General features: G+C 25.9%; 20 protein-coding genes, 1 pseudogene and 1 other annotated feature. Of the genes and pseudogenes, 15 read left to right on the top strand and 6 right to left on the bottom strand.

Annotated features, from left to right (window positions below; genetic code table 11):
• Positions 1-229 precede the first annotated feature (229 nt).
• The 4 genes from TY07_RS11190 to TY07_RS11175 all read left to right on the top strand — a co-directional run bounded on the left by TY07_RS11190 (position 230) and on the right by TY07_RS11175 (position 4565).
• Positions 230-1045, top strand: coding sequence for a hypothetical protein (locus tag TY07_RS11190; protein ID WP_042399644.1), 816 nt, complete (start codon positions 230-232; stop codon positions 1043-1045).
• 11 nt (positions 1046-1056) lie between these two features.
• Entirely contained in the window at positions 1057-2187 is a 1131-nt protein-coding gene (locus TY07_RS11185; RefSeq protein ID WP_042399642.1) for an ATP-binding protein, read from the top strand.
• A 3-nt stretch (positions 2188-2190) separates the two neighbouring features.
• Positions 2191-3597, top strand: a complete 1407-nt coding sequence (locus tag TY07_RS11180) for a vWA domain-containing protein (RefSeq protein ID WP_042399639.1) — start codon at positions 2191-2193, stop codon at positions 3595-3597.
• 68 nt (positions 3598-3665) lie between these two features.
• A complete protein-coding gene (locus tag TY07_RS11175; protein ID WP_042399693.1) occupies positions 3666-4565 on the top strand; it encodes a tetratricopeptide repeat protein in 900 nt (299 codons plus the stop codon).
• A 53-nt stretch (positions 4566-4618) separates the two neighbouring features.
• Here the strand turns inward: TY07_RS11175 and queF are convergent, their stop codons facing one another.
• Both queF and TY07_RS11165 read right to left on the bottom strand, forming a co-directional pair.
• Complete coding sequence (gene queF, locus TY07_RS11170; RefSeq protein WP_042399636.1) at positions 4619-5101, bottom strand: preQ(1) synthase; 483 nt, start codon at positions 5099-5101, stop codon at positions 4619-4621.
• A 3-nt stretch (positions 5102-5104) separates the two neighbouring features.
• Positions 5105-5584, bottom strand: coding sequence for a QueT transporter family protein (locus tag TY07_RS11165; protein ID WP_242833253.1), 480 nt, complete (start codon positions 5582-5584; stop codon positions 5105-5107).
• 395 nt (positions 5585-5979) lie between these two features.
• Here TY07_RS11165 and TY07_RS11160 point away from each other — a divergent pair, with 395 nt between their 5' ends.
• The gene (locus TY07_RS11160) at positions 5980-6567 is read left to right on the top strand and encodes an ECF transporter S component (RefSeq protein ID WP_042399633.1); all 588 of its coding nucleotides are present in this window, start codon (positions 5980-5982) and stop codon (positions 6565-6567) included.
• A gap of 136 nt (positions 6568-6703) precedes the next feature.
• On the opposite strand, the gene TY07_RS11155 is transcribed toward TY07_RS11160, so the two are convergent.
• Positions 6704-7612, bottom strand: a complete 909-nt coding sequence (locus TY07_RS11155) for a DUF362 domain-containing protein (protein ID WP_042399631.1) — start codon at positions 7610-7612, stop codon at positions 6704-6706.
• Between the two features lie 223 nt (positions 7613-7835).
• Here TY07_RS11155 and TY07_RS11150 point away from each other — a divergent pair, with 223 nt between their 5' ends.
• The 3 genes from TY07_RS11150 (at position 7836) to TY07_RS11140 (ending at position 10984) form a co-directional block, all read left to right on the top strand.
• Positions 7836-9251, top strand: coding sequence for an MATE family efflux transporter (locus TY07_RS11150; protein WP_042399627.1), 1416 nt, complete (start codon positions 7836-7838; stop codon positions 9249-9251).
• A gap of 228 nt (positions 9252-9479) precedes the next feature.
• Positions 9480-9926 carry a MarR family winged helix-turn-helix transcriptional regulator gene (locus TY07_RS11145; protein WP_042399623.1) on the top strand — a complete coding sequence of 149 codons (447 nt, stop codon included), beginning with the start codon at positions 9480-9482 and terminating at the stop codon, positions 9924-9926.
• Positions 9926-10984, top strand: coding sequence for an FUSC family protein (locus TY07_RS11140; protein ID WP_042399621.1), 1059 nt, complete (start codon positions 9926-9928; stop codon positions 10982-10984). The genes TY07_RS11145 and TY07_RS11140 overlap by 1 nt, the downstream gene beginning before the upstream one ends.
• Before the next feature lie 140 nt (positions 10985-11124).
• On the opposite strand, the gene TY07_RS11135 is transcribed toward TY07_RS11140, so the two are convergent.
• The gene (locus TY07_RS11135) at positions 11125-12165 is read right to left on the bottom strand and encodes a hypothetical protein (RefSeq protein WP_042399618.1); all 1041 of its coding nucleotides are present in this window, start codon (positions 12163-12165) and stop codon (positions 11125-11127) included.
• A gap of 288 nt (positions 12166-12453) precedes the next feature.
• On the opposite strand from TY07_RS11135, the gene TY07_RS11130 reads away from it, so the two are divergent.
• The 7 genes and pseudogenes from TY07_RS11130 to TY07_RS11100 all read left to right on the top strand — a co-directional run.
• Entirely contained in the window at positions 12454-12984 is a 531-nt protein-coding gene (locus TY07_RS11130) for a hypothetical protein (RefSeq protein ID WP_042399615.1), read from the top strand.
• 74 nt (positions 12985-13058) lie between these two features.
• Entirely contained in the window at positions 13059-13688 is a 630-nt protein-coding gene (locus tag TY07_RS11125) for a histidine phosphatase family protein (protein WP_042399612.1), read from the top strand.
• 162 nt (positions 13689-13850) lie between these two features.
• On the top strand, positions 13851-14978 hold the full coding sequence (gene fliB, locus TY07_RS11120; protein WP_042399608.1) for a flagellin lysine-N-methylase: 1128 nt from the start codon (positions 13851-13853) through the stop codon (positions 14976-14978).
• Between the two features lie 334 nt (positions 14979-15312).
• Positions 15313-17274 (top strand): sensor histidine kinase, encoded by a 1962-nt coding sequence (locus TY07_RS11115; RefSeq protein WP_042399605.1) that lies wholly within the window; start codon positions 15313-15315, stop codon positions 17272-17274.
• A 65-nt stretch (positions 17275-17339) separates the two neighbouring features.
• Positions 17340-17599, top strand: a binding site (T-box leader).
• Positions 17600-17712: 113 nt separating this feature from the next.
• Entirely contained in the window at positions 17713-18906 is a 1194-nt protein-coding gene (tyrS, locus tag TY07_RS11110) for a tyrosine--tRNA ligase (protein ID WP_042399602.1), read from the top strand.
• Positions 18907-19091: 185 nt separating this feature from the next.
• Positions 19092-19589: a DUF2798 domain-containing protein gene (locus TY07_RS11105; protein ID WP_042399598.1), complete on the top strand. Its 498-nt coding sequence runs from the start codon at positions 19092-19094 to the stop codon at positions 19587-19589.
• 99 nt (positions 19590-19688) lie between these two features.
• Positions 19689-19871, top strand: a pseudogene (locus TY07_RS11100) (HsmA family protein); the annotation flags it as partial.
• Positions 19872-19956: 85 nt separating this feature from the next.
• On the opposite strand, the gene TY07_RS11095 reads toward TY07_RS11100, so the two are convergent.
• Together TY07_RS11095 and TY07_RS11090 are read right to left on the bottom strand one after the other, a co-directional pair.
• Positions 19957-20307, bottom strand: coding sequence for a DUF6568 family protein (locus TY07_RS11095; RefSeq protein ID WP_042399595.1), 351 nt, complete (start codon positions 20305-20307; stop codon positions 19957-19959).
• A 103-nt stretch (positions 20308-20410) separates the two neighbouring features.
• A complete protein-coding gene (locus tag TY07_RS11090; RefSeq protein ID WP_042399592.1) occupies positions 20411-21826 on the bottom strand; it encodes a spore germination protein in 1416 nt (471 codons plus the stop codon).
• Positions 21827-21860 lie beyond the last annotated feature (34 nt).

The following is a 21860-nucleotide window of genomic DNA, read 5'->3' as shown; positions in this document are numbered from 1 at the left end:
AGATAACCCATTTATTTTTTTATATATTAAATGAAGAGAAGTAGTATAAAATATATACTTACATATAAGAAAAATTAAAAAAAGAGAGAAATATGAGTATAATTTTAAAAAATAATATATCAGACTATATTTATCTACTTTAAAATAATTTAAAAAGTATTATAATTAATATAAGTAATAATTATTATTAAATAAAAATTAAAGTTAATAATAAGAATGAGGTAAAAATATGGATGAAGCAAAAACTATAGAGATGATAAAGAAAAATCCAATTATTATAAAAAATATAGATAATCCTACTGAGGAAATGAAATTAATAGCCATTAATAAAAATGGACTTTTATTAAGATATATAAATAATCCTACATTAGAAATGCAGGAAATTGCTATGAATAATAATCCTAGAGCTATTGAGTTTATAGAAAATCCTACGGAAAAAATGATGATTGAAGCAGTAAATAATGGATGGAGCAATTTAAATTATATTAAAAATCCAAGTTATAATGTTATTAAATTAGCTATAGAGCAAAGGGGATGGGCAATTAGATATGTTAAGGAGCCTAGTGAAGAGTTACAATTATTAGCTGTAATGAGGGATTACGATTCAATCAAATATATTAAGGAGCCATATGAAAGTGTTCAAGAGGCAGCTGTAAATATAAGTTATGATGCGTTAAGATATATAAATTCACCTTGCTATAAAGCTGAGGTTGCAGCTATTAAAAATAACGAAGCAGCAGTAAAATTTATAACCGATTTAAATAAAGATAAAATATTAAACTTTTTAAAGGTAAATATTTTAGTAATTAGATATATTACAAGAAGTATGCTAAATGAAATTTCTCATGAAGAATTAGAAGAAATATTTAAAGAAGTATTATCAAAAGATGATGTTGATGAAAAGTATGTTAGAGATTTCTTAAATTGTAGTATTATTGATAGAAATAGTGAAATAATTGATATTGATAAAATTATGTTTATATATAAGTATGGAAGTAAAAAAGCAAAAAGAATTGCTGTAGATGAAAAACTAAAGATGATGTAAGGGGAAGAAAAATGAATTTTATAGATACGTTAAGAAGTGTAGAATTAGTATTAGCAACAGAGGAAGTGCCTTTAGTAGTTGGAGAAAGTGGAATAGGAAAAACAGCTTTAGCTAAAAGATTAGCTAAAGAAAATAAGTGGAAATTAATAGTTATTGATGGTAATCTTCTTAAAGAAGGTGAAATAGGGGGATTACCGACTGTAGAGTCATATATAGCTATGGATTCTAATGGAGATAAATTTGAAAAGAAGACAACAATATATGCTGTTCATACAAAGTTAAGGGAAATTGATGAAGAAATAGCTAAGGGTAATAAGGTACTTTTATTTATTGATGAAATAAATCGTTGTGAGCATACAGTTCAACAAGAACTTATGAATTTAATATTAAATAGAGAGATAAATGGATACAAATTACATGATAATGTAAATATATTAGCAGCAATGAATCCATCAAGTAAATATGGCTCTGACTTTGATTATCAAGTAGTTGATATGGATGCTGCTCAAGAAAATAGATTTGTATGGCTTAATATGGAAAGTGATCATAATGTTTGGTTAAAGTGGGCAATGGAAGCTAGAATTGAGCAAGAAGTAATAGAATTTATTTCAACATTCCCAGAATATTTACATAAGATAAATGAAGATGATGTAAGAGCAACGCCAAGAAGTTATGAAAGAGTTTCTAAAGCGCTTAAAATTTATAAAGAAAAGAAAGACTCTATACCTAGAGCTGTATTTTTAAATGTTATAAAAGGTAATGTAGGAAAAGTTATAGCAGAAGAATTTATAAGTTTCATCGAAGCTGAACATAGTCCTTTAATATCATTTGAGGAAGTATTTGCTGGAGATACCTTAAGTGAGGAAGTTATAGAAAAAGTAAAAAATGAAAGTCATACTAGACTTTATTTAAGTGCAATGAATATTTTAAAATCTTTAGAAGAAAATATCAAAAATTTTGGTGATGAAGATTCTTATTATATTAATAGATTTATTGAGTTCTTAAAAGAGTATCCTGTAGATTTAATGGTAGGAATTATGAAGGATATGAAAAATGCTTATCCTGAAAGCTATAAGAGGGCTTTAGAAAATGAAACGTTTGTAGAAAGTTATTTTGAATCTTATAGTTCAATAAGGGGATAATGTATGGAAGGAAATTTTGAAAGCATAAAGAATGTACTTTATAATGAAGCTAGTGAATTAGTTAATAGTTCAGCTATGTTTAAAGCATTGCGTGCTAAAGAAAAAATTGATGTAGATATACCTAAAGAGTTTGCCGAGAAATTTTTTAAGATTATAGATAAAGTAAATTTAAGTCTTATGGAAGAAAAGGATAATTTTTATGGATACTTTTTATTTCAAATGGGTAGGGAAATACGCTTTGATATAAATAGTCCAACTGGTATAAATTTTAAAGGGGCTAAATATGTTATATATTTTAATCCAATAATATTTTTACAGCTTAATATAAAACAAATGGAAAGTACTATTAAGCATGAAATTCATCATGTATTATCTATGCATTTAGCAAGAGCAAAAGAATTAAGAGGAAAGTTTAGTACACTTGCAATTAATTTAGCCATGGACATAGTAGTGAATCAATACTTAAATAATTTACCAACATATGCAACTACTTTAAAAGGTGTAAACTTAAAGTATGAATTAAATCTTGAGCCTTATAATTCATTTGAATATTATGCTGAAAATATTCAAAATGTTTTAAATGTATTAGAAGAAAGTGATGAAGGGGAAGAGGATGATAGCTGGGGAGAAGAATTAGAAAATGGATATGATCCAGAAACTACTCATGATCTTTGGGATGAAAGTGAAAACATAGATGAAAAAACTCTTAGGGATTTTACTGAAAAGTTTATAAGTAACTCTGAGAAAGGTGTAATACCTATTCATATAGAAGGAATGATCGATTCATTGAAAAAAAGCAAGGGAGAGCTTCCTTGGAATTTATTCCTTAAAAAATTAATGGGTACAGTAGAAAGTAATAAAAAGAAAACTATAACAAGAAGAAATAGAAGACAGCCTAATAGATTAGATTTAAGAGGTGAACTTAGAAATCATAAAGCTGAAATTGCAGTTGCAATTGATATAAGTGGTAGTATTAGCGATGAAGAGTTTAAGCAAGCAGTTAAAGAAGTTTTATCTATAGTAAAAAATTATAATCATGAAATAACTATAATAGAATGTGATAAAGACATTAAACGAGCGTATAAGGTTAAAACTATAAAGGATGTAAAAGAAAGATGTTCTTCTGGTGGAGGAACTAGATTTACTCCTGTCTTTGAATATGCAAATAATAAAAATATTAATTTATTAATTTATTTCACTGATGGTAAGGGAGAAGATAAATTAGGGGTAATACCTAGAGGATATAAAGTATTATGGGTTATTTCAGGAAGAGGAGAAGGAATTTCATTAAAAGAATCTTATGGAGCTGTTAAAAAGCTTAGTAAAGTTGAAATAAAATATAATACACTAGATATGAAAGATGTTAGAAATGATGGTTATTCAATGAATAACCAAGAACCGATATTTTAAGTGATAATAAGTACAGATTTTATTTAGTATATATTGCAAAAGGAGAATTTACTTTGGATAAGACATACATGTTTGATAACTATATATCAATAGGACGAAACTTTATGACTGAAAAGAATTATTTAAAAGCTTTAAAGTTCTTTAAAAAAGCATATAATTGTCCAGAAGGAAAAGAAGATATAGATTTAATTTTGGATTTAGCATTTCTTTATGATAAAATAGCAAACTTTGATTTAGCTGAAAAAATGTATAGAAAAGTAATAGAATTAGATGATACTAATGCTATAGCTTATTATGGTTTAGGTATAATTTATGATGATGATGAATTATATGAGGAAGCTATTGAATATTATAAGAAAGCTATAGAAAATGATAATAAATACGAAAAGGCATATTTCTTTTTAGCTAATGCTTATGATGAATTAGGAAATAAAGAAGAGGCTATAAAGAATTACAAGGAAGTATTAAAGATAAATCCGAAGGATTTATGGGCAAATGCAAATTTAGGATGTATTTATGATGAATTAGGAGATACAAAACTTGCTTTAGAATATATGGAAAAAGCTTTAGAAATAGATAGTAAGCATTTTAGAATTCTTTTTAATATGGGTGTATTTAATAAGAAGTTAGGAAATTTAAAATTAGCAGAAGAATATTATAAAAAGTCTATAGAAGAAAATCCGTATTATCCATACAGTTATTTGAATTATGCTGTAATGTATAGAGAAAAAGAAGATTATAATAGAGCAATTGAAATAATTAATGAAGGAATCTTAGAAAATAAAGATGAAGGATTCTTATATTACAATAGGGCTTGCTTTTACGTATGTATAAATAAATTAGACTTAGCATTAGAAGATATACTTAAATCTATTGAGCTAAATGATTTTTTTGAGGAATATATGAAAGAAGACGAAGACCTTGATGCTATTAGGAAACTAGAAAAATATAAAGAGATATTTGGATAAAAATACAGTAGACAAATTTGTTTTCATACAAATTTGTCTACTGTTTATTTTAATTATCTATTATCTATTTTTTCAGGATATAAATCATGATTAGCTAATCTATTAAAAGCAATTTCCTCCCATTTTGTACCTGGTTTTCCATAGTTACAGTAAGGATCAATTGAAATACCGCCTCTTGGAGTGAATTTACCCCAAACTTCAATATACTTAGGGTCCATAAGCTTAATTAAATCCTTCATAATTATATTCATACAGTCTTCATGGAAATCACCGTGATTTCTAAAACTAAATAAATATAATTTTAATGACTTACTTTCAACCATTTTTATATTTGGTACATATGATATGTAAATTGTAGCAAAATCAGGTTGAGCAGTAATTGGACAAAGGCTTGTAAATTCAGGGCAGTTAAACTTTACAAAATAATCATTGTTTGGATGTTTATTGTCAAAGGTTTCTAAAATATCTGGATTATATCCAAATTCATATTTTATATTTTGATTTCCAAGTAAATTTAATTCTAAATCATTTCTCATGGGTTATTCTCCAATCTTATTTTTTAAAGCATTAATTAAAAATAAACCTAATATTGCAGGTATAACTTGTCCTAAACACAAGCTAATAGCTAATGCACTATAAGGAACATTTAATAACATTGATAGCCAAATAGGTACTATTAAACCAGGAATAAAGATTATTGGTAATATAGTAAAGTAAATATTTAATTTATATTTACGAACAGCATAAACTAATAAAGCTGTTATTATTCCAACTAATCCTCCTCCGATAATATCAAATATACCTAATCCACCAAGTAGCATGTTAGATAAAACGTTCGCAAGTCCCAAAGGTAAAGCTAGGAATGGAAAAATATAAGATAATGAATATAAACTAGTTGCTAAACGAACTTGTATAGCACCAAAGGCAAAGCTTTGAGTTATTACCATTATTACAACATATAGAGCAATAACAATTGCTGAAATTGTTATTTTTCTTGTTTTAGTCATAGTATTTTCCATAAATATCACCTCCAGAAAATAAAAAAAGGATGGAAAAAATCCATCCTAAATAAACAATAATAGTATTTCTATTATTAATCCCTAGTTTTATTTTGAGACAGGATGGTTACGAACTGTCTTATATTAAATTATTATTCAACTTTGCTCTTAGAGAAAAGTTGAATTTTAGATTAACTAAATTCAAAATCTAGAATCTCACTTAAGTATATAGTGCTTATGTGGATAAGTCAACCAATTAATAAATAATAGAGGAAGAGAGGATAATATAGTAAAAATGAATATTTAATTTTAAAACAAAATGAATAATATGATAATTTGTATGCATACAATTGATTTATTTGTTTTATTAGGTATAAAATGGATATAAAGTTTTATAAATAAGGGGGCAAATATTAATGAATAACCAAATAAGATTTAAAAAATTAATTCAAACTGCATTATTAGCAGCATTATGTTTTGTATCATTTACTTACTTACAAATTAAAATTCCAGTACCAGGTGGAGATGCAACTTCACTTCATATTGGAAATGCATTTTGTGTTTTAGCAGCTTTATTGCTTGGAGGATGGTACGGAGGATTAGCTGGAGCAATAGGAATGACAATTGCTGATTTACTTGATCCAGTATATATATTAGTAGCACCTAAAACATTTGTTTTAAAATTATGTATAGGATTAATAACTGGATTAATTGCACATAAAATAGCAAAAATAAGTGAAAGTAATGATAGTAAATATATTTTTAAGTGGAGTTTAATAGCATCAATAGGTGGACTTGCTTTTAATGTAATTGCAGATCCTATAGTAGGCTTTTTCTATAAGCAATATATACTTGGACAACCTCAAGATGCAGCTATGATTTTAGCAAAATTAAGTGCTGCAACTACATTCATAAATGCTGTGGTATCAGTAATTTTAGTAGCAATTATATATAATGCAATAAGACCAATACTAAAAAAATCAGGTTTATTACTACCGGTTTAGTTAGTTAAGAGTTAAGGTTGAAAACATACGGTTTTCTTTGAATGACAAGGGTGAAGAAAGTTTCAAGTGACAAGTTAAGGAATAAATTATATTTTAGCTTATCACTTGTTACTGAATCCTCTTTTCAAAATTTAGATTAATCAATAGAAAAGTCTTTTCCATAAGCACATTTGTTAAAGTGCTTTTCAGCATCAATTAATCTCATACCTAAAATTTTAATAGGGGAGCTAGAATCAGTAGTAACTTCTCCGCAACCAAGACCTTTATTTATTGACTTATATAAATAATTTATAGCTTGAGGCTTAAACCCAAGTAGTCTAGCAGCAACAGTATCTGTAGCAATAGGATCAGTTCCGCATAAAACTAAGCCAGTATGATTACCAATTCCTTTATGAGGCCCAGTTCCAACCATTGCAGGGCTTGCGCTTACAATAGAAAGATCTATAGTGAACTTTTCGAGCATAGCACTTATAAATCCATGCAAATCTTTATGGATACCTAAATTCTTTTTGGGATAACCTTGTTCTTCACCAGTTGGCCATCCCATAGCTATATTTTTAATAGATGCAGAAATAGTAGCTTCTTCATGAATTTTTAATTGAGTAAATGATATTAAAAATGTCATTTCATCATATAGTTTATTTAAAGCTATTGATTTTGGACAACTATGATTAAGTGGAAGATTAATAAAAGGCCCATTATTTAAATTTATAAATTCAACATTTTCTGATTTAATAACATCCATAAAACCAATATCAATCATTAATTTTTCAACATCTTTTCTTGCTGAAGCTGTAGCAATTACAATTCTTTTAGGATTGCAACTTTTAATTATTTGAATAATCTTTTTTAAACTATTAGGACCAACTACATCTCCAATTTCAGGTCCACCTGCCCCAACCCAATTTGGTGTAATGACAACAACATCATTACTGTTTATCATTGATGAGATATTAAGTAAATTTAAGCCTTCTTCTATAGCAAAAGATTCATCATTATTTTGTGTAATTGCAACTAATGGACTTAGTGTTCTCCTTACTCTCATGTAAAATTTCCTCCAAAATAAAATTAATTTATTATTAGTTTTAGCAAAATTTAATATTTTATTTGATGTTTATTCTTATTGTAGAAATATATAAATAGTATAAGAAAATACATGGAAGTTTCTGTGAATTTGTAATAATATATAGTTTGGTAAAAAGATTATATAGTCAATGTTAGAAATAAGTAAAAAATAAAATTAAATATAAATATGAAGAGGAAAAATTATGAGGAGTAATGAAGTTAAAGATTTAACACAAGGAAATGTATTTAAGCTTATTTTAGGATTTTCAGTACCACTGCTGTTAGGAATGTTATTTCAACAACTCTATAGTATGGTGGATACAATTATTGTTGGTAAATATTTAGGGGTAAGTGCTTTAGCTGAAGTAGGTTCAACTGGTTCAATAAACTTTATGATAATTGGATTTTGTATGGGAGTATGTAATGGGTTTGCTATACCTGTTGCACAAAAATTTGGAGCAAATAATTATAAGAAGTTACGTAAGTATGTATTTAATAGTGCTGTTTTAGCAGCTATTTTTTCTATTGTTATGACTATGATTGTATGTGTTCTTTGTAGAAGTATTTTGGAATGGATGAATACACCAAGTGATATTATAGATGGAGCATATAGTTATATTTTTGTAATATTTTTAGGAATACCAGCAACATATCTTTATAATTTATCATCAGGAATTATTCGTTCTCTTGGAGATAGTAAAACACCGTTAATGTTTTTAATTATGTCATCAATAATAAATATAGTTTTAGATTTAGTATTTATAATTGTGTTTAAAATGGGTGTTGCAGGGGCTGCATGGGCAACAATTATAGCACAGGCCGTGGCTGGAATTTGGTGTACTATATTTATGATGAAAAAATATAAGATACTAAAGTTTGAAAAAGATGAGTTAAAATTAAATGGACATTATATAAGTAGGCTTTGTTATATGGGCATTCCAATGGGATTACAATACTCCATTACTGCTATAGGAAGTGTAATTTTACAAACGGCAGTAAACGGGCTTGGCTCTCTTGTTGTAGCAGCTGTTACGGCTTCAAGTAAAATTTCAATGTTCTTATGTTGTCCTTTTGATGCTTTAGGGTCAACTATGGCAACATATGCGGGACAAAATGTAGGAGCAAAAAAATTAAGTCGTATCAGTGAAGGAATAAAGAAAAGTTTATTAATTGGATCAGTATATTCTATAATAGCATTAGTAGTATCAATTTTCTTTGGTGAAACTATAGCATTATTATTTGTTAATGCAGGAGAAACAGAACTGCTTTTAATGGTTAAGCAATGTTTAGTAACATCAGCAGCATTTTTTATACCACTATGTATTGTAAATGTTGTTCGTTTCACAATTCAAGGTATGGGATATTCAACATTTGCAATTTTTGCAGGTATTTGTGAAATGATAGCAAGGGCACTTTGTGGATTTATTTTAGTACCTATGTTTGGATTTACAGCTGTTTGTTTTGCAAGTCCTATTGCTTGGATATTTGCAGATGCATTTTTATTGCCAGGATATAAAAATGTATCTAATAAGCTAAAGAAAAAGATAGAGATCTCAGAAATAGATTATAAAAACAATAAAGATGAAAAAATTGAAGAAAGTATTACTTTAATAGATTAAAAATATAAGATTAATTATTTTATATAAAAATTATATATTAGTTAATAATAAGAATGGTATCATGATTTAGCAATGATATCATTTTTTTATTGAATTATTTTATCATAGTAGTTTAAGTTGTTTTAGACTAAGTGTTTGACAAAAAAAAACTTTTAGAATAAAATAAATTTAAAAGTAGTTCACAAAGTAAACTACTTTTTCTTATATTAGTTAGAGGGTGTTGTGATTATGGAAAATAATGATTGGATAACAATGGTTGAGAATATGAATGAAATCAGATTATTTAGTAGATTACTTATACGTCGTGTTACAAAAGAACATGAAATATCAACTCAGCATTTAGATTTATTATCTCAACTTATAATTAATAATGGAGGAATGACTCCGTTAAGGCTTAGTAAGGCGATGTGTGTTAGTAAAACTATAATAAGTAGATTAATAGAGGGGTTAAGCCAAGCTGGATATGTAGTTAAAAAGCAAGATTCTCATGATAAAAGAAGTTATAGTATTTTTATTACAGAAGCTGGTGAAAAAAAAGTAGATGAAATACTTAAGTTCTATTTAGGGCCAATATATAATCTGCGAAGAAAATTAGGTGATAAGGATTTTTTAGAATTAATGTATTTTATAGAAATGGCTAATAAAAAAATAGGAGAAGAGGGGGAATTAGAATAATGAGTTTTTATCAAGCTATACAATTAGGAGCTAATAGTTTAAAACCACTAATAAAGAATGCTGAAAGCAAAGAAATAAGAAATAAGTATATAGCAGCAATTATATTAAGAACAGTGTTAAATCTTATGTTTTGTATGTTTGTTATTGTTAGTTTTGGGGCAGTTTTTGGATCGGAAAATAGTATAGTTGGAGTTGTAGCAGTTTTAGCTTTATTACATTTTAGATTTTCAAATTTAGATTTTAATGTTGGACAATCAGCATTAACTATATTTGGGGTATTTTGCATTTTTGCAGTGGTGCCTTATTTTGCAAGTATATCAAATCCCATATTAGGATTTGTAATAAATTTTCTTTCAATAATAAGTATATTAATTTTAACATGCCATAATGTAAAATTATTTAATCATAGTATACTTGTATTATCATATCTTCTTTTATATGGATATAAGATTGATAATGAACAAGTTCTTTTTAATCGTATTATAGGATTAATTTTTGCAGGGATTTTAGTGACATCAATATTTTATATAAAACAAAGAAAAATAAAGTTTGAAAATAAATTTTCTAATATGATAAAAGATATTGATTTTAATACAGAAAGAACAAAATGGCAATTTAAATTTGCTTTTGTGGTAACTTCATCAGTATTAATTGGAGAGCTTTTACACATTCCAAGAGCTATGTGGATAGGAATTGCATGTATGTCAATATTTCATCCAGATAGGGAGCAGATAGAAATACGTTATAAAGATAGAATGAAATATATGATTATTGGATCTATAATATATGGATGTATTTATATTTTACTTCCAGAGGAATTTAGAAGTTTTATAGGGCTTATGGGTGGAATAATGGTTGGATTTAGTGCAACTTATAAATGGCAAGTAGTATTTAATGCATTTGGTGCCTTAGCTGCAGCAACACCTATTTTAGGACTTGGAGGAGCGATAATATTCCGTATTATAAATAATGTTTTTGGAGCATTATATAGTAAGGGATTCGATTATATAACTAACAGCATAAATAAAAAGGTATTAATGAATGTAAATGAAGCATAGAAGCTTTCTATAATAATTAATCATAATACTAATTTTTTATTGTACTTTATCAGTGGAGAACGAAAAAATGGATTATCTTAAGGAGTTAATATAAAATTCCTTTAAATAATCCATTTGTTTTTTTATTTAAAATCAAGTAATTAATAACTAAATAAGGCAAAGCAAACTAACGATTTATCTGTATTTATAGGTGCATAACCACAAGTAACAAGGTAATCCTCTTTAGATAAAATTAAATCTGTAGTTTCACTAGGGTACAGCAATTCTGTAGTACTCCATAAACTTTCTTGGTTATTGCTTCCTATACATTCAATAAAAGCATGAGAGTTATTATTAATTGTTGAAGATCCAGAAATAATATAATTACCTTCTTTTGATTGAATTATATTATTTAATTTATAATTGGAATTTTTTTTCGACCATACAATATTACCAATAGAATTTATTTCGAAGATAATAGATTTTGCTACTACAGCAAAATGTCCATTTTTCATTTCAATAATAGATGAATTTACAATATCGCTATCTATAAATTCACTATAAATCCTATCCCATAATTTTTTTCCATTTGAATCTATTCTTAATATAAAAATATTATTTAAAGATGAATTTAATGTATTTATAGCTCCAGACAACATAAATCCATTATCCATGGTTTCAACTATTGAAAAAGCAACACCTATATCGAATAATTCATCCCACTGTAACTCATATTCATTATTAAATTTGAAGATTCTAGTCTTATAAGAAGTACCATTATAAAATAAACTAGTTATGGCAAATCCACCATCAGATGTGGCACAAATATCATAACCTTCAGATTGCATACCAACAAATCCTAGTGTTTTTTGCCAAACAATATTTCCGTTTTCATCTAGTTTAACTATCCAAGTATATTCATCACTAGCATATTCAGAATAATAATATATACCGGTAGCTACTAAATCACCATTAGTTGTTTGAATTATTGAAGTAAAAAATTGAGGAAGTGGGGAACTATATATTTTTTTCCAAATTACATTACCTTTGTAATTCACTCTTATAGCAAAGGCAGATGAATGAGAGTCTTTATTATGAGCTTTTCCAACAATTATATAATCACCATTTTGGCACTCAATAATTGAGTTTGGTGTTAGCGAATAATCAAAGCTATAAGTAGTAGCAAATTTAAGTTTTGTCATAATATAAACAACCTCTTTATAAAGTTACTTTTGGTAAAAATAACTAAAACATTCTAATGTAAAATATGTAAAAGGCGAGGAAAATGTTACTGCTAAGAAAGAGTGATAGATTGAATATGAATTTGTTAAGGAGTTTAATGTAATGCTAAATAAAATGGATATATTAATAAATGATGAGGTTAATGAAATAAGATTCATTACTTTTAAAAGTTTAGTAATAAATGATATGTTATAATTACAAATAGTAGATAAGGAAAATTAGTATGAAATACTAGGGAGGAAAATCACATGAAATTAAAAAAGATGATAGTAGGAGTAACAAAGACCGATATAAAGAACTTTTTAAAGTTACAAAATAAAATTAATATAACTGATATATTTATTAATGATGAAATAAGATTAATTGGAATAGTTCAATTTTTAGGAATGAATATAAATATTGAAACAGAATTAAACATTTCAAAGGTTAAATTTAATAGTGTTTATTTAAATATAAACAGTTTTAAAATTTTAAAAATGAATATAGTGAATTCTATATCAAAAAAAGTTTTTAATTATGTAATAAATGTTTTTACTGATTTAGAAGGTATAAGCTTTGAGGGAAATGATTTTAAATTAGAAGTAGATAAACTTATTAATAGATATTATAAAGAACAAGGACTAATTGATTTAAATAAGATGCAAGTAACTGAGGTATCAATAATTAACAAAGAAATAGAAATAGTTTTTGGTGGAATTGATATTGATACTGAAGTAATTAGAAAAGAATATGGTGTAGATGAAATTCCATATGTTGAAGCTGAAATAGTAAGTGAGTAGCAATAGATGAACTATCTATATAAGTAATGAAATATATAATTATAAAAGGTAATATATTATGAGGGGATTAGTTTATGAATACAACAATTTATTTAACAAGACATGGTCAAACTTTATGGAACTTGGAAAAAAGATTACAGGGAAGAGGAAACTCACCATTAACTGAAGATGGAATAGAAAGAGCTAAAGAGCTACGAGATAGACTTAAAAATATACATATAGATATTATTTATTCTAGCCCAATTGAAAGAGCATTTGAAACAGCTAAAATTATTAAAGGTGATAAAGATGTTGAAATTATAACTGATGACGGATTTATGGAAATGTGTTTTGGTGATTATGAAGGAAGAAAAACTGATGAGGTTATGAAAGAAAATCCTAATTGGGATATAGGCCTAATTATGAAAGGTAATACTGAATTATCAGCACCAAACGGTGAAAATTTAAATGAAGTTAGGGCTAGGGTTGCTAATACTATGAATAAAATAATAAAAGCAAATATAGGAAAAACTATTTTAATTGTAGCTCATGGAATAACTCTTAAAGCTATTATGTATTACTTTAAAGACAATGAGGTAAATTCAGAAGTTATGGGACAATCAACTTTAACTAAAATTAATGTAGATGAAAATAATAATTTTAATATTGAATTTAAAAATGATAGTAGCCATTTTACAGTAAAAGATCAAAAATTAGGGTGGTAGATGTTAAAGTATTATTCAAACAATATAAAACAATGTACTGAAAAATTTATTTTAAGTTATTTTATAAAATGAAAGTAATTGATAATTATATTAAGTATAATATAATTTCTTAAGCATGTAGCTTATAATAAAGTAATAACATCGAAATGGAGTTAGTGACATATGAATAAAGAAGTGAAAATTTTTAAGATACAAAATTATGATTATTTTAGATGTACTGCTGATAAATGTAAGTTTACATGTTGTTCAGGATGGGATGTAAATATTGATAATAACACTTATATTAAGTGGAAGAATAATAAAAAAAATTATATATTACAAAATGTAATAGAAATAATTAATGATGATGAAGTTGAGTATTTTATAAATAAAGAAACTCAAGAAAAGTGTCCATTTTTAGATAATAAGGGATTGTGTAATATAGTAAAAAATGATGGTGAGGAATGTTTATCATTAACATGTAAAAAGTTCCCTAGAATTGAAAATGTACTTGAAGGAAGAAAAGAAATTACATTATCATGCGCATGTCCAGAAGTTGTAGAAAATATAAGTAAATTAAAAGGAAAAATTAAAATGATTTCTTCAGATAATAAAATAATTGAGGAAAAATCTACAATGTATAAGGTTAGGGAATTATTAATTTATATTATTCAAGAGAAAAAGTTGTCATTAGATGATAAATTAATACTTTGTTTTGATATATTAATTAATATGTTAAGTAATGATATAAGTAAAAATCAAATATTAAAAGAATATAAAAGTGATAAATATATTAGTAACGTACTAAGAGCATTTAGTGAAATTGAATTTAATATAGAAGAAGCAATAGAGGAATTAAATTATTTATTTTTAGATATTACTGAAAATTATAAGGATGTTGAAGGATTAGAAAATTCATTAAGAGAAATATATAAATTTTCAGAAAGTAAGAAAGATAAGAATTATATTAATAAATGGATAATCTATAAAAAAACATTTGAACAATATAATGAGTTAATAGAAAATTGTATAGTATCTAAAATCTTAAGTGAGTGTACTAGTGAAGATTTTCAAGAGCTTGCACTTAGTTTTCAACTTATAATATTAGAATATTTATTAATGAGATATACGGTATTTTTAAAATATTATACTAATAATAAAAATGAAATATCAATTGAAGATATTAAGGAATATATTGTAGTATTTTCTAGAGTTATTTCAAATAATTCTGAAGCTGTTTTAGAGTTTTTAGAGGATGGATTTGGAAAAGCAATTTTAGATATTGGATATATTAAATTAATTATGATATAGAATAAAAATATTATAGTGTTGAATATTAATATTGGTAATCAATTTTTAAAGAATAAAGAAGAAGTTTATATTTTAAATACTTATTTTAACCTTAATCAAATATAAGAAGTTGATTAAGGTTTTTTATTTTTAATGAGTTATAGATTTGTAATATTCCTAAATTAATGTAAAAAAGTGAAAAAATGTGGCAAAAAGGAGTTTTGAATATTAAATAAAATGTTTAATCATAATAAAAAAATATAGAAAAATAAAGAAAAAGGGTATAAAATATAAAAAAAGGTATTAATACAGAAAAACTTTTGTTGAGTATTAATGGTTAAAGGGGAGATGTTGTATGGGAGAGGTATCTATAAAAAAAAACACTGTAGCTGAAAAGGCAAGTGATATAATAAGTGTTTTTTTAATGTTAGCTTTAGTTCTGATAACATTTTTTGTTTATAAAATATTTATAACAGGCAATAATAAAGAATATTTATCAGCTACATTAGAATTATTAAAGATGATTAATAGTTTTTTAGCTATTATTTCAGTTATAAGTTGTTCAATTTTATATAAAAAAACAAAGAAAAATACAGTATTTACATTAATATTAGTATATATAGGGTTAGTTATTGGAATAATTACAGATCAATTTGATTATTTTACTTTTATAAGTAATGAATTTTATATTTCTGATTATATAATGATTTCTACATCAATATTAAGAATGCTAATACTTTACACTATTCTTTTTCCAAAAAGTAAATTATATAAATTTATAAAAGAGAATAGGGGTTTTTCATTAATATTTGTTGTTATATATTCATTTATAGTAGGAATAATTGAAAAGTATTTAAGAGGAACAATTTTAAATATACCTGATAGTGTATTTGTATACTATAATGTATTTTTATTTATCTCATATTATATTATTGCCATCAGGTTGATTTTTATATCATTAAAGGAAAAAAGTGTAATAGTAGGATGTTTTAGTGTTAGCTTAGCTTTATTAGGAATAAAGGCTATATATGCAATATATGCTCATACTGGTTTATATTTTGATATAATGCTAACATCAATATTAATTACCTATATATCTTTTATTAGTGTAATTATTGGAACAGTAATAGAATTATATTTATTGTATGAAGAATCAAAAATTCTAAATGAAGAATTGCAAAAATTTTATAATTTAGCGCATTATAATAGTCATACATATATGTTTATTTGTGATAATAAGTTTAATGTATCTTATATGAATAACAAAATTAAAGAAGGATTTTCAAATGATATCAGTAATGAGAAATTTAGAGAATTAATACTTGAAATTGAAGATGTAAAAGAGAAAATACCAGAAATATTAAGGGAATTAAAAAGAACTGGAATGTGGAGAGGGATACTTACAGATGTTAAAAAAGATGAAATAATTGATTGTTTTATTCAACTTATTCATTCAGATAAAGGTGAAAATCAAATTTTGGTTAGTTATATTAATATTTCTAATAATATTAGACTAGAATCTGAAATTCAGGCTCATAAACTAAATGATATAAAAAAAGCCGAGTTTATATCTACTCTTTCACATGAATTAAAAACACCATTAAATATTTTTGCTTCGAGTGTGCAACTTTTAGATAGTTTTAGTGATGGTGATAAAGAAGAGTTTGTTTATAAATATAAAAAACATAGTCCATATTTAGCTTTAAATTGTAAGAGGATGTTAAGACTAATAAATAATATAATAGATTTAACAAAAATAGATGTAGGAATGATAAAACCTAATTTTGGGAACTATGAAATAGTATCACTTATAGAGGAGATAGCTTTATCCATAATTCCATATGGAATGTCTAAAAATATTGATATTGAATTTGATACTAATGTAGAAGAACATTATATTAAATGTGATCCTAATATGATTGAAAAAATAGTATTGAATTTACTGTCTAATGCTATTAAATATTCAAAAAATAATGGATATATAAAAATAAATTTAATTTTAGAAAGTGATATAATAAGATTTATTGTTAGTGATAATGGAATTGGTATCGATGAAAAAATAAAGGGTAAAATATTTGATAGATTTTCAAGAGGAGATAATTCGTTAAATAGATTAAATGAAGGTAGCGGAGTAGGTTTAAGTATAGTAAAATCAATGATAGATATTCATAATGGAAATGTAACTGTAGAAAGTGTTTTAGGTAAAGGAAGTACTTTTGAAGTTCAGTTACCAAACATAAAAATAGAAGATGAATTAGAGGAAATATATGAATATAATCGTGATAAAACAGTTTTAGAATTATCAGATATTTATTAAATTAATTTATATTATAAATATTTTGTTGACAAAAAATAATAATGGAATATAATGAATTATAATAATATAAAGCTTTGAAGAGAAAGAGTAAAATTAATAGAGTTATAAAGAGAGGTTCCGGTTGGTGAAAGGAACATAACAAGTTAATTTGAATACATCTCTGAGTAGCACTCCGAAAGATAACAACCAGTAGGCAGATGTCGTAATGCACACGTTATAGTGCTAGAGTATAACCAAAATTTTTTTGGCGTACTTGAAGAGGTTGTTATTGTGAGATAATGATAAATTTAGGTGGTAACACGTGAGTAATGCTCTCGTCCTATTCATATAGGATGAGAGCTTTTTTGTATTTAAAAATAATTGCACAATTTATATATAGTTTCTTAAAGTAAAGTGCACGTCAGTTTAAGAAAAAAGTAATTATTGGAGGAAAGTAAAATGATAGATGTAAATGAACAAATCAAGATAATATTAAAAGGTGTAGATGAAATAATAGGTTTAGAAGAATTAAGAGAAAAATTACAGCAAGGAAAAAGTTTAACAGTAAAGTTAGGATTAGATCCAAGTGCTCCTGATATTCATTTAGGACATACAGTAGTTTTAAGAAAGCTTAAACAACTTCAAGATTTAGGACACAAAATAGTAATAGTAATTGGTGATTTTACAGGAAAGATAGGTGATCCAACAGGAAAATCACAAGCTAGAAAAGCACTAACAACGGAACAAGTTTTAGAAAATGCTAAAACATATGAAATACAGATTTTTAAGGTTTTAGATAAGAATAAAACTGAAGTTAGATTTAACAGTGAGTGGTTATCTAAGATGAATTTTGAGGATGTAATTAGATTAGGATCTAAGATGACAGTTGCCAGAATGCTTGAAAGGGAAGATTTTAAAAAGAGATATGAAAATCAAATGCCTATAAGTATTCATGAATTCTTTTACCCTTTAATGCAAGGTTTTGATTCAGTAGAATTAAAAGCTGATATTGAACTTGGTGGTACAGATCAAAGGTTTAATTTACTTATGGGTAGAATGTTACAAAAGGAATTTGGTCAAGAACCGCAATGTACAATAATGATGCCACTACTTGAAGGTTTGGATGGTATAAATAAGATGAGTAAGAGTTTGGGTAATTACATTGGAATTGATGAAGAAGCAACAGTAATGTTTGAAAAAACTATGACTGTTCCAGATAATTTAATTGTTAAATACTTTGAGTTAGTTACAGACATTCATCCGGATAAAGTAGCAGAGATAAAGAAGAGTTTAGAAGAAGATAGTATAAATCCAAGGGATATAAAAATACAATTAGCTAGAGCAATTGTTGAATTATACCATGGTAAAGATGCAGTTAGAGATGCAGAAGAAAGATTTAGAACCGTATTTCAAAAGAGACAAATTCCAGATGATATAAAAGTAATTAAAGTTAAGAATGATGATTTTAATTTATCTGAAATAATTGTAAGTAATGGATTAGCTAAGAGTAAAAATGAATTTAGAAGATTAGTAACTCAAGGTGGAGTTAAAATAAATGAGGAGAAAATAAGTAATATTGAAGAGCTTAAATTAGCTTCAGAAATTATAGTTCAAATAGGCAAAAAGAAATTTATTAAAATAATTACTAATTAATACTGTAAGTAGGTTGTTTAGATTTTAAATTTGACTAAATAATAAAATATTTCTTGAAATAAAAATAAATTTTAGATATAATGATAAAAGAAATTTATGCGCGTATAATTGTTCAGCGTGGAATCAACTAATTGGTTCCACGCTTATTTTTTTGATATAAAATAAATTTAAGGGAGAAAAATAATATGGAATTTTATATGAAGTTACCAAGAAATAAAAAGGAGATGACAATTTTTATAGCAATTATTTCAGTTATATCTGTATGTATAATTGCACCACTAATAACTTGCTTTGAAATTGGATTTAATATTACTGTATGGGGAGAAGCTATGAGAGTTGTACCATTCATATGGATTAGTGTTATTATAGTTGTTTTACTTACACATAAGCCAGCGGACTGGTTAACTGGAAAAATAATAAAAAAAGAAGATAGTTTTAATGCACATATTATAGTAAACACATTATGTACAGTATTCTTAATGTCAATATTACTAACGATAATTGGAACATGGATTGGTTTTGGGAAAATTACTATGGAGCCGATTTATAACTTCTTTTATAAATGGCCAAGAAATTTTGCAATTGCATTTGCTGTAGAGATTTTTATAGCACAACCTATTGCTAGATTTGTAATGAAAAAGATGCATGAAGTACAAGAAAAAGTTGTTCAAAATGAATGCTAATTAGTGCTATTAAAGTTATAAAAGTAGAAATAGTTATTTGATACTACAGGAACTTTAAATATGTCAAGAAGTTGATTCTATTTCAAGTTCAAGTAAATTATTCATGGTATAACAGGAACTTTAGCTATAGTTTTAATGTTATTTCATGTAGGATGGGTAACTTGGGTATTATATAAAAATAATGAAGAGCAAAAAGCTAAATTTCATAAGTTTAGTATATTTGTATGGGCAGTATGGCTTATACCATATGTTATAGGTATGATTATTGGAATGGGTGCTTAGTTAAAAGGATAAATTAAGAAAAAATAAAAGCAAGTAGTATTTTCAAAAGTAAATACAGCTTGCTTTTATTATTATACTTAAAATATTAATTTATCATTTTTAAAATTTCATCTTCTGGAGTAGAAGAATCACATTTAACTTCTATTTTGCCACTTTTATTAACAATAAATCCAGGAACAGTTACAATATTATATTTTTCTCTAAATGCCTTAAGATTATTATCAGAGAAAGACTCACTATTTACATAATATATAGTTGTATTAATTTCATCTGATAATCCACTTAATTTTTTAGCAAATTTACGACAATAAGGACAAGTTTCTCTTCCTATATAAACAACAGCTAAGTTTTCTTCAGACAATAATTTATCTGCTTGTGTAGAATTTATTTCTTTAAATACTTGAATATCTTCTTTATATGTATTTTCATCAAACATTTAAAAACCTCCGAGTCTTTTAATATATTAAATTTTAGTTTTATTATATCAAATTAATTTAAGTATTATATTTAATATATAAAAAACTAATCTTTATAATTTACTATTTTTTACTTGCTGTTTTCTTAGTTCTAAATAATAAGTGCTTTAAAGCGCTCCAATTGAAAGGTATTAATGGATAAAGATAACTTTCACCAGTAAGTGTTTTAGTTGAAGCTACAATTGCTATACTTATAATTATTCCCGCAATAAAGCCCCAAGTACCAAAGAGGCCAGTAAATACAAGTAGGATTAATCTAATAAACTTTAATGCAAATGTTAACTCTACACTAGGTTGAACAAAGCTTGAAAGAGAAACAATTGCCATATATAAGATACTTTGAGGAATAAACCATCCAGATTGAACAGCATAATCACCTAATATTAAACCACCAATAATTGATAAAGATGTTCCTAAAACATTTGGTGTATTTAATGAAGCTAATTTTAAACCATCTACAGCAAATTCACCAATAATAAATTGTAAGAATAATGGTATTGTATATGAATCTTTAGGCAATAAAAAACTAAGTGGACCAGCAAGCCAAGTTGGATTATCTGTAAGTAAAACATATACCGGTGTTAAAAATACATTTACTAAAAGTACTAATGCTCTAATTAGTTTTTGATAGTTACCTGTAAGCACTGGCATATAATAATCATCTATAGATTGAATAAAGTCAAAAACATTAGATGGAAATATTAAAGCAGATGGCATATTATCTATCAATATAATAACACTACCTTCAATTATCTGTGCAGCTGCAACATCAGGTCTTTCAGTAAATTTCACCTTAGGAAATGGATTAAGCCAACTTGATGAATTAAGTAATTCTATTAAACTTTGATCTCCTAAAGTTAATGATTTAACTTTTAAATTATCAATCATATCTCTAATTTTACTAAGGGTATCTTCTTTAACTGTTCCTGCTAAAAATCCAATAGCAATATCGGTTTTTGAAATACTACCTATATTATGCATTTCAAAAGTAAGGTGAGGATCGCGAATTCTTCTTCTGATTAAAGCTGTATTAAAAACTATTGTTTCAACAAAGCCATCGTGGGCACCCCTAAGAACCTTTTCTTTTTCAGGTTCTTCAACACCTCTTGCAGGATAAGTTCTATAATCTAATAGTACTGCTTCATCAAAGTTTTCGCATAACATAGCTGTTTGACCACAAAGTATAGCAGTAATTATATTACCAATATCACTTTCGGTAGAAGCTTCAATTGAGCATAGGGCTTTTTCAACTAAATCTGTAGCGTTTTTTATGCTATTAAAATCTTTTTCATCTAAATTATAAATATCTCTACGAACATATTCCATATTTGTATCTTTTACAAAGCCATCAAGAAAATAAAAGTAATACTTATGATTATGGACTTCTATTATTCTTTCAATTACATCAAAGCTTTTACCTAAATTTAATTCTTCCCGTAATTTCTTTACATTAATATTAATATCATTAGTTAGTTTCATAGCTTTCTCCTTTAAATAATAAGACTAAATATAT

Origin of the sequence: Clostridium saudiense (assembly GCF_000577815.1) — a bacterium.
Lineage (GTDB): Bacteria > Bacillota > Clostridia > Clostridiales > Clostridiaceae > Clostridium > Clostridium saudiense.
The sequence above is the reverse complement of the archived record's forward strand: the minus strand, read 5'-3'. Positions and strand labels throughout refer to the sequence as shown.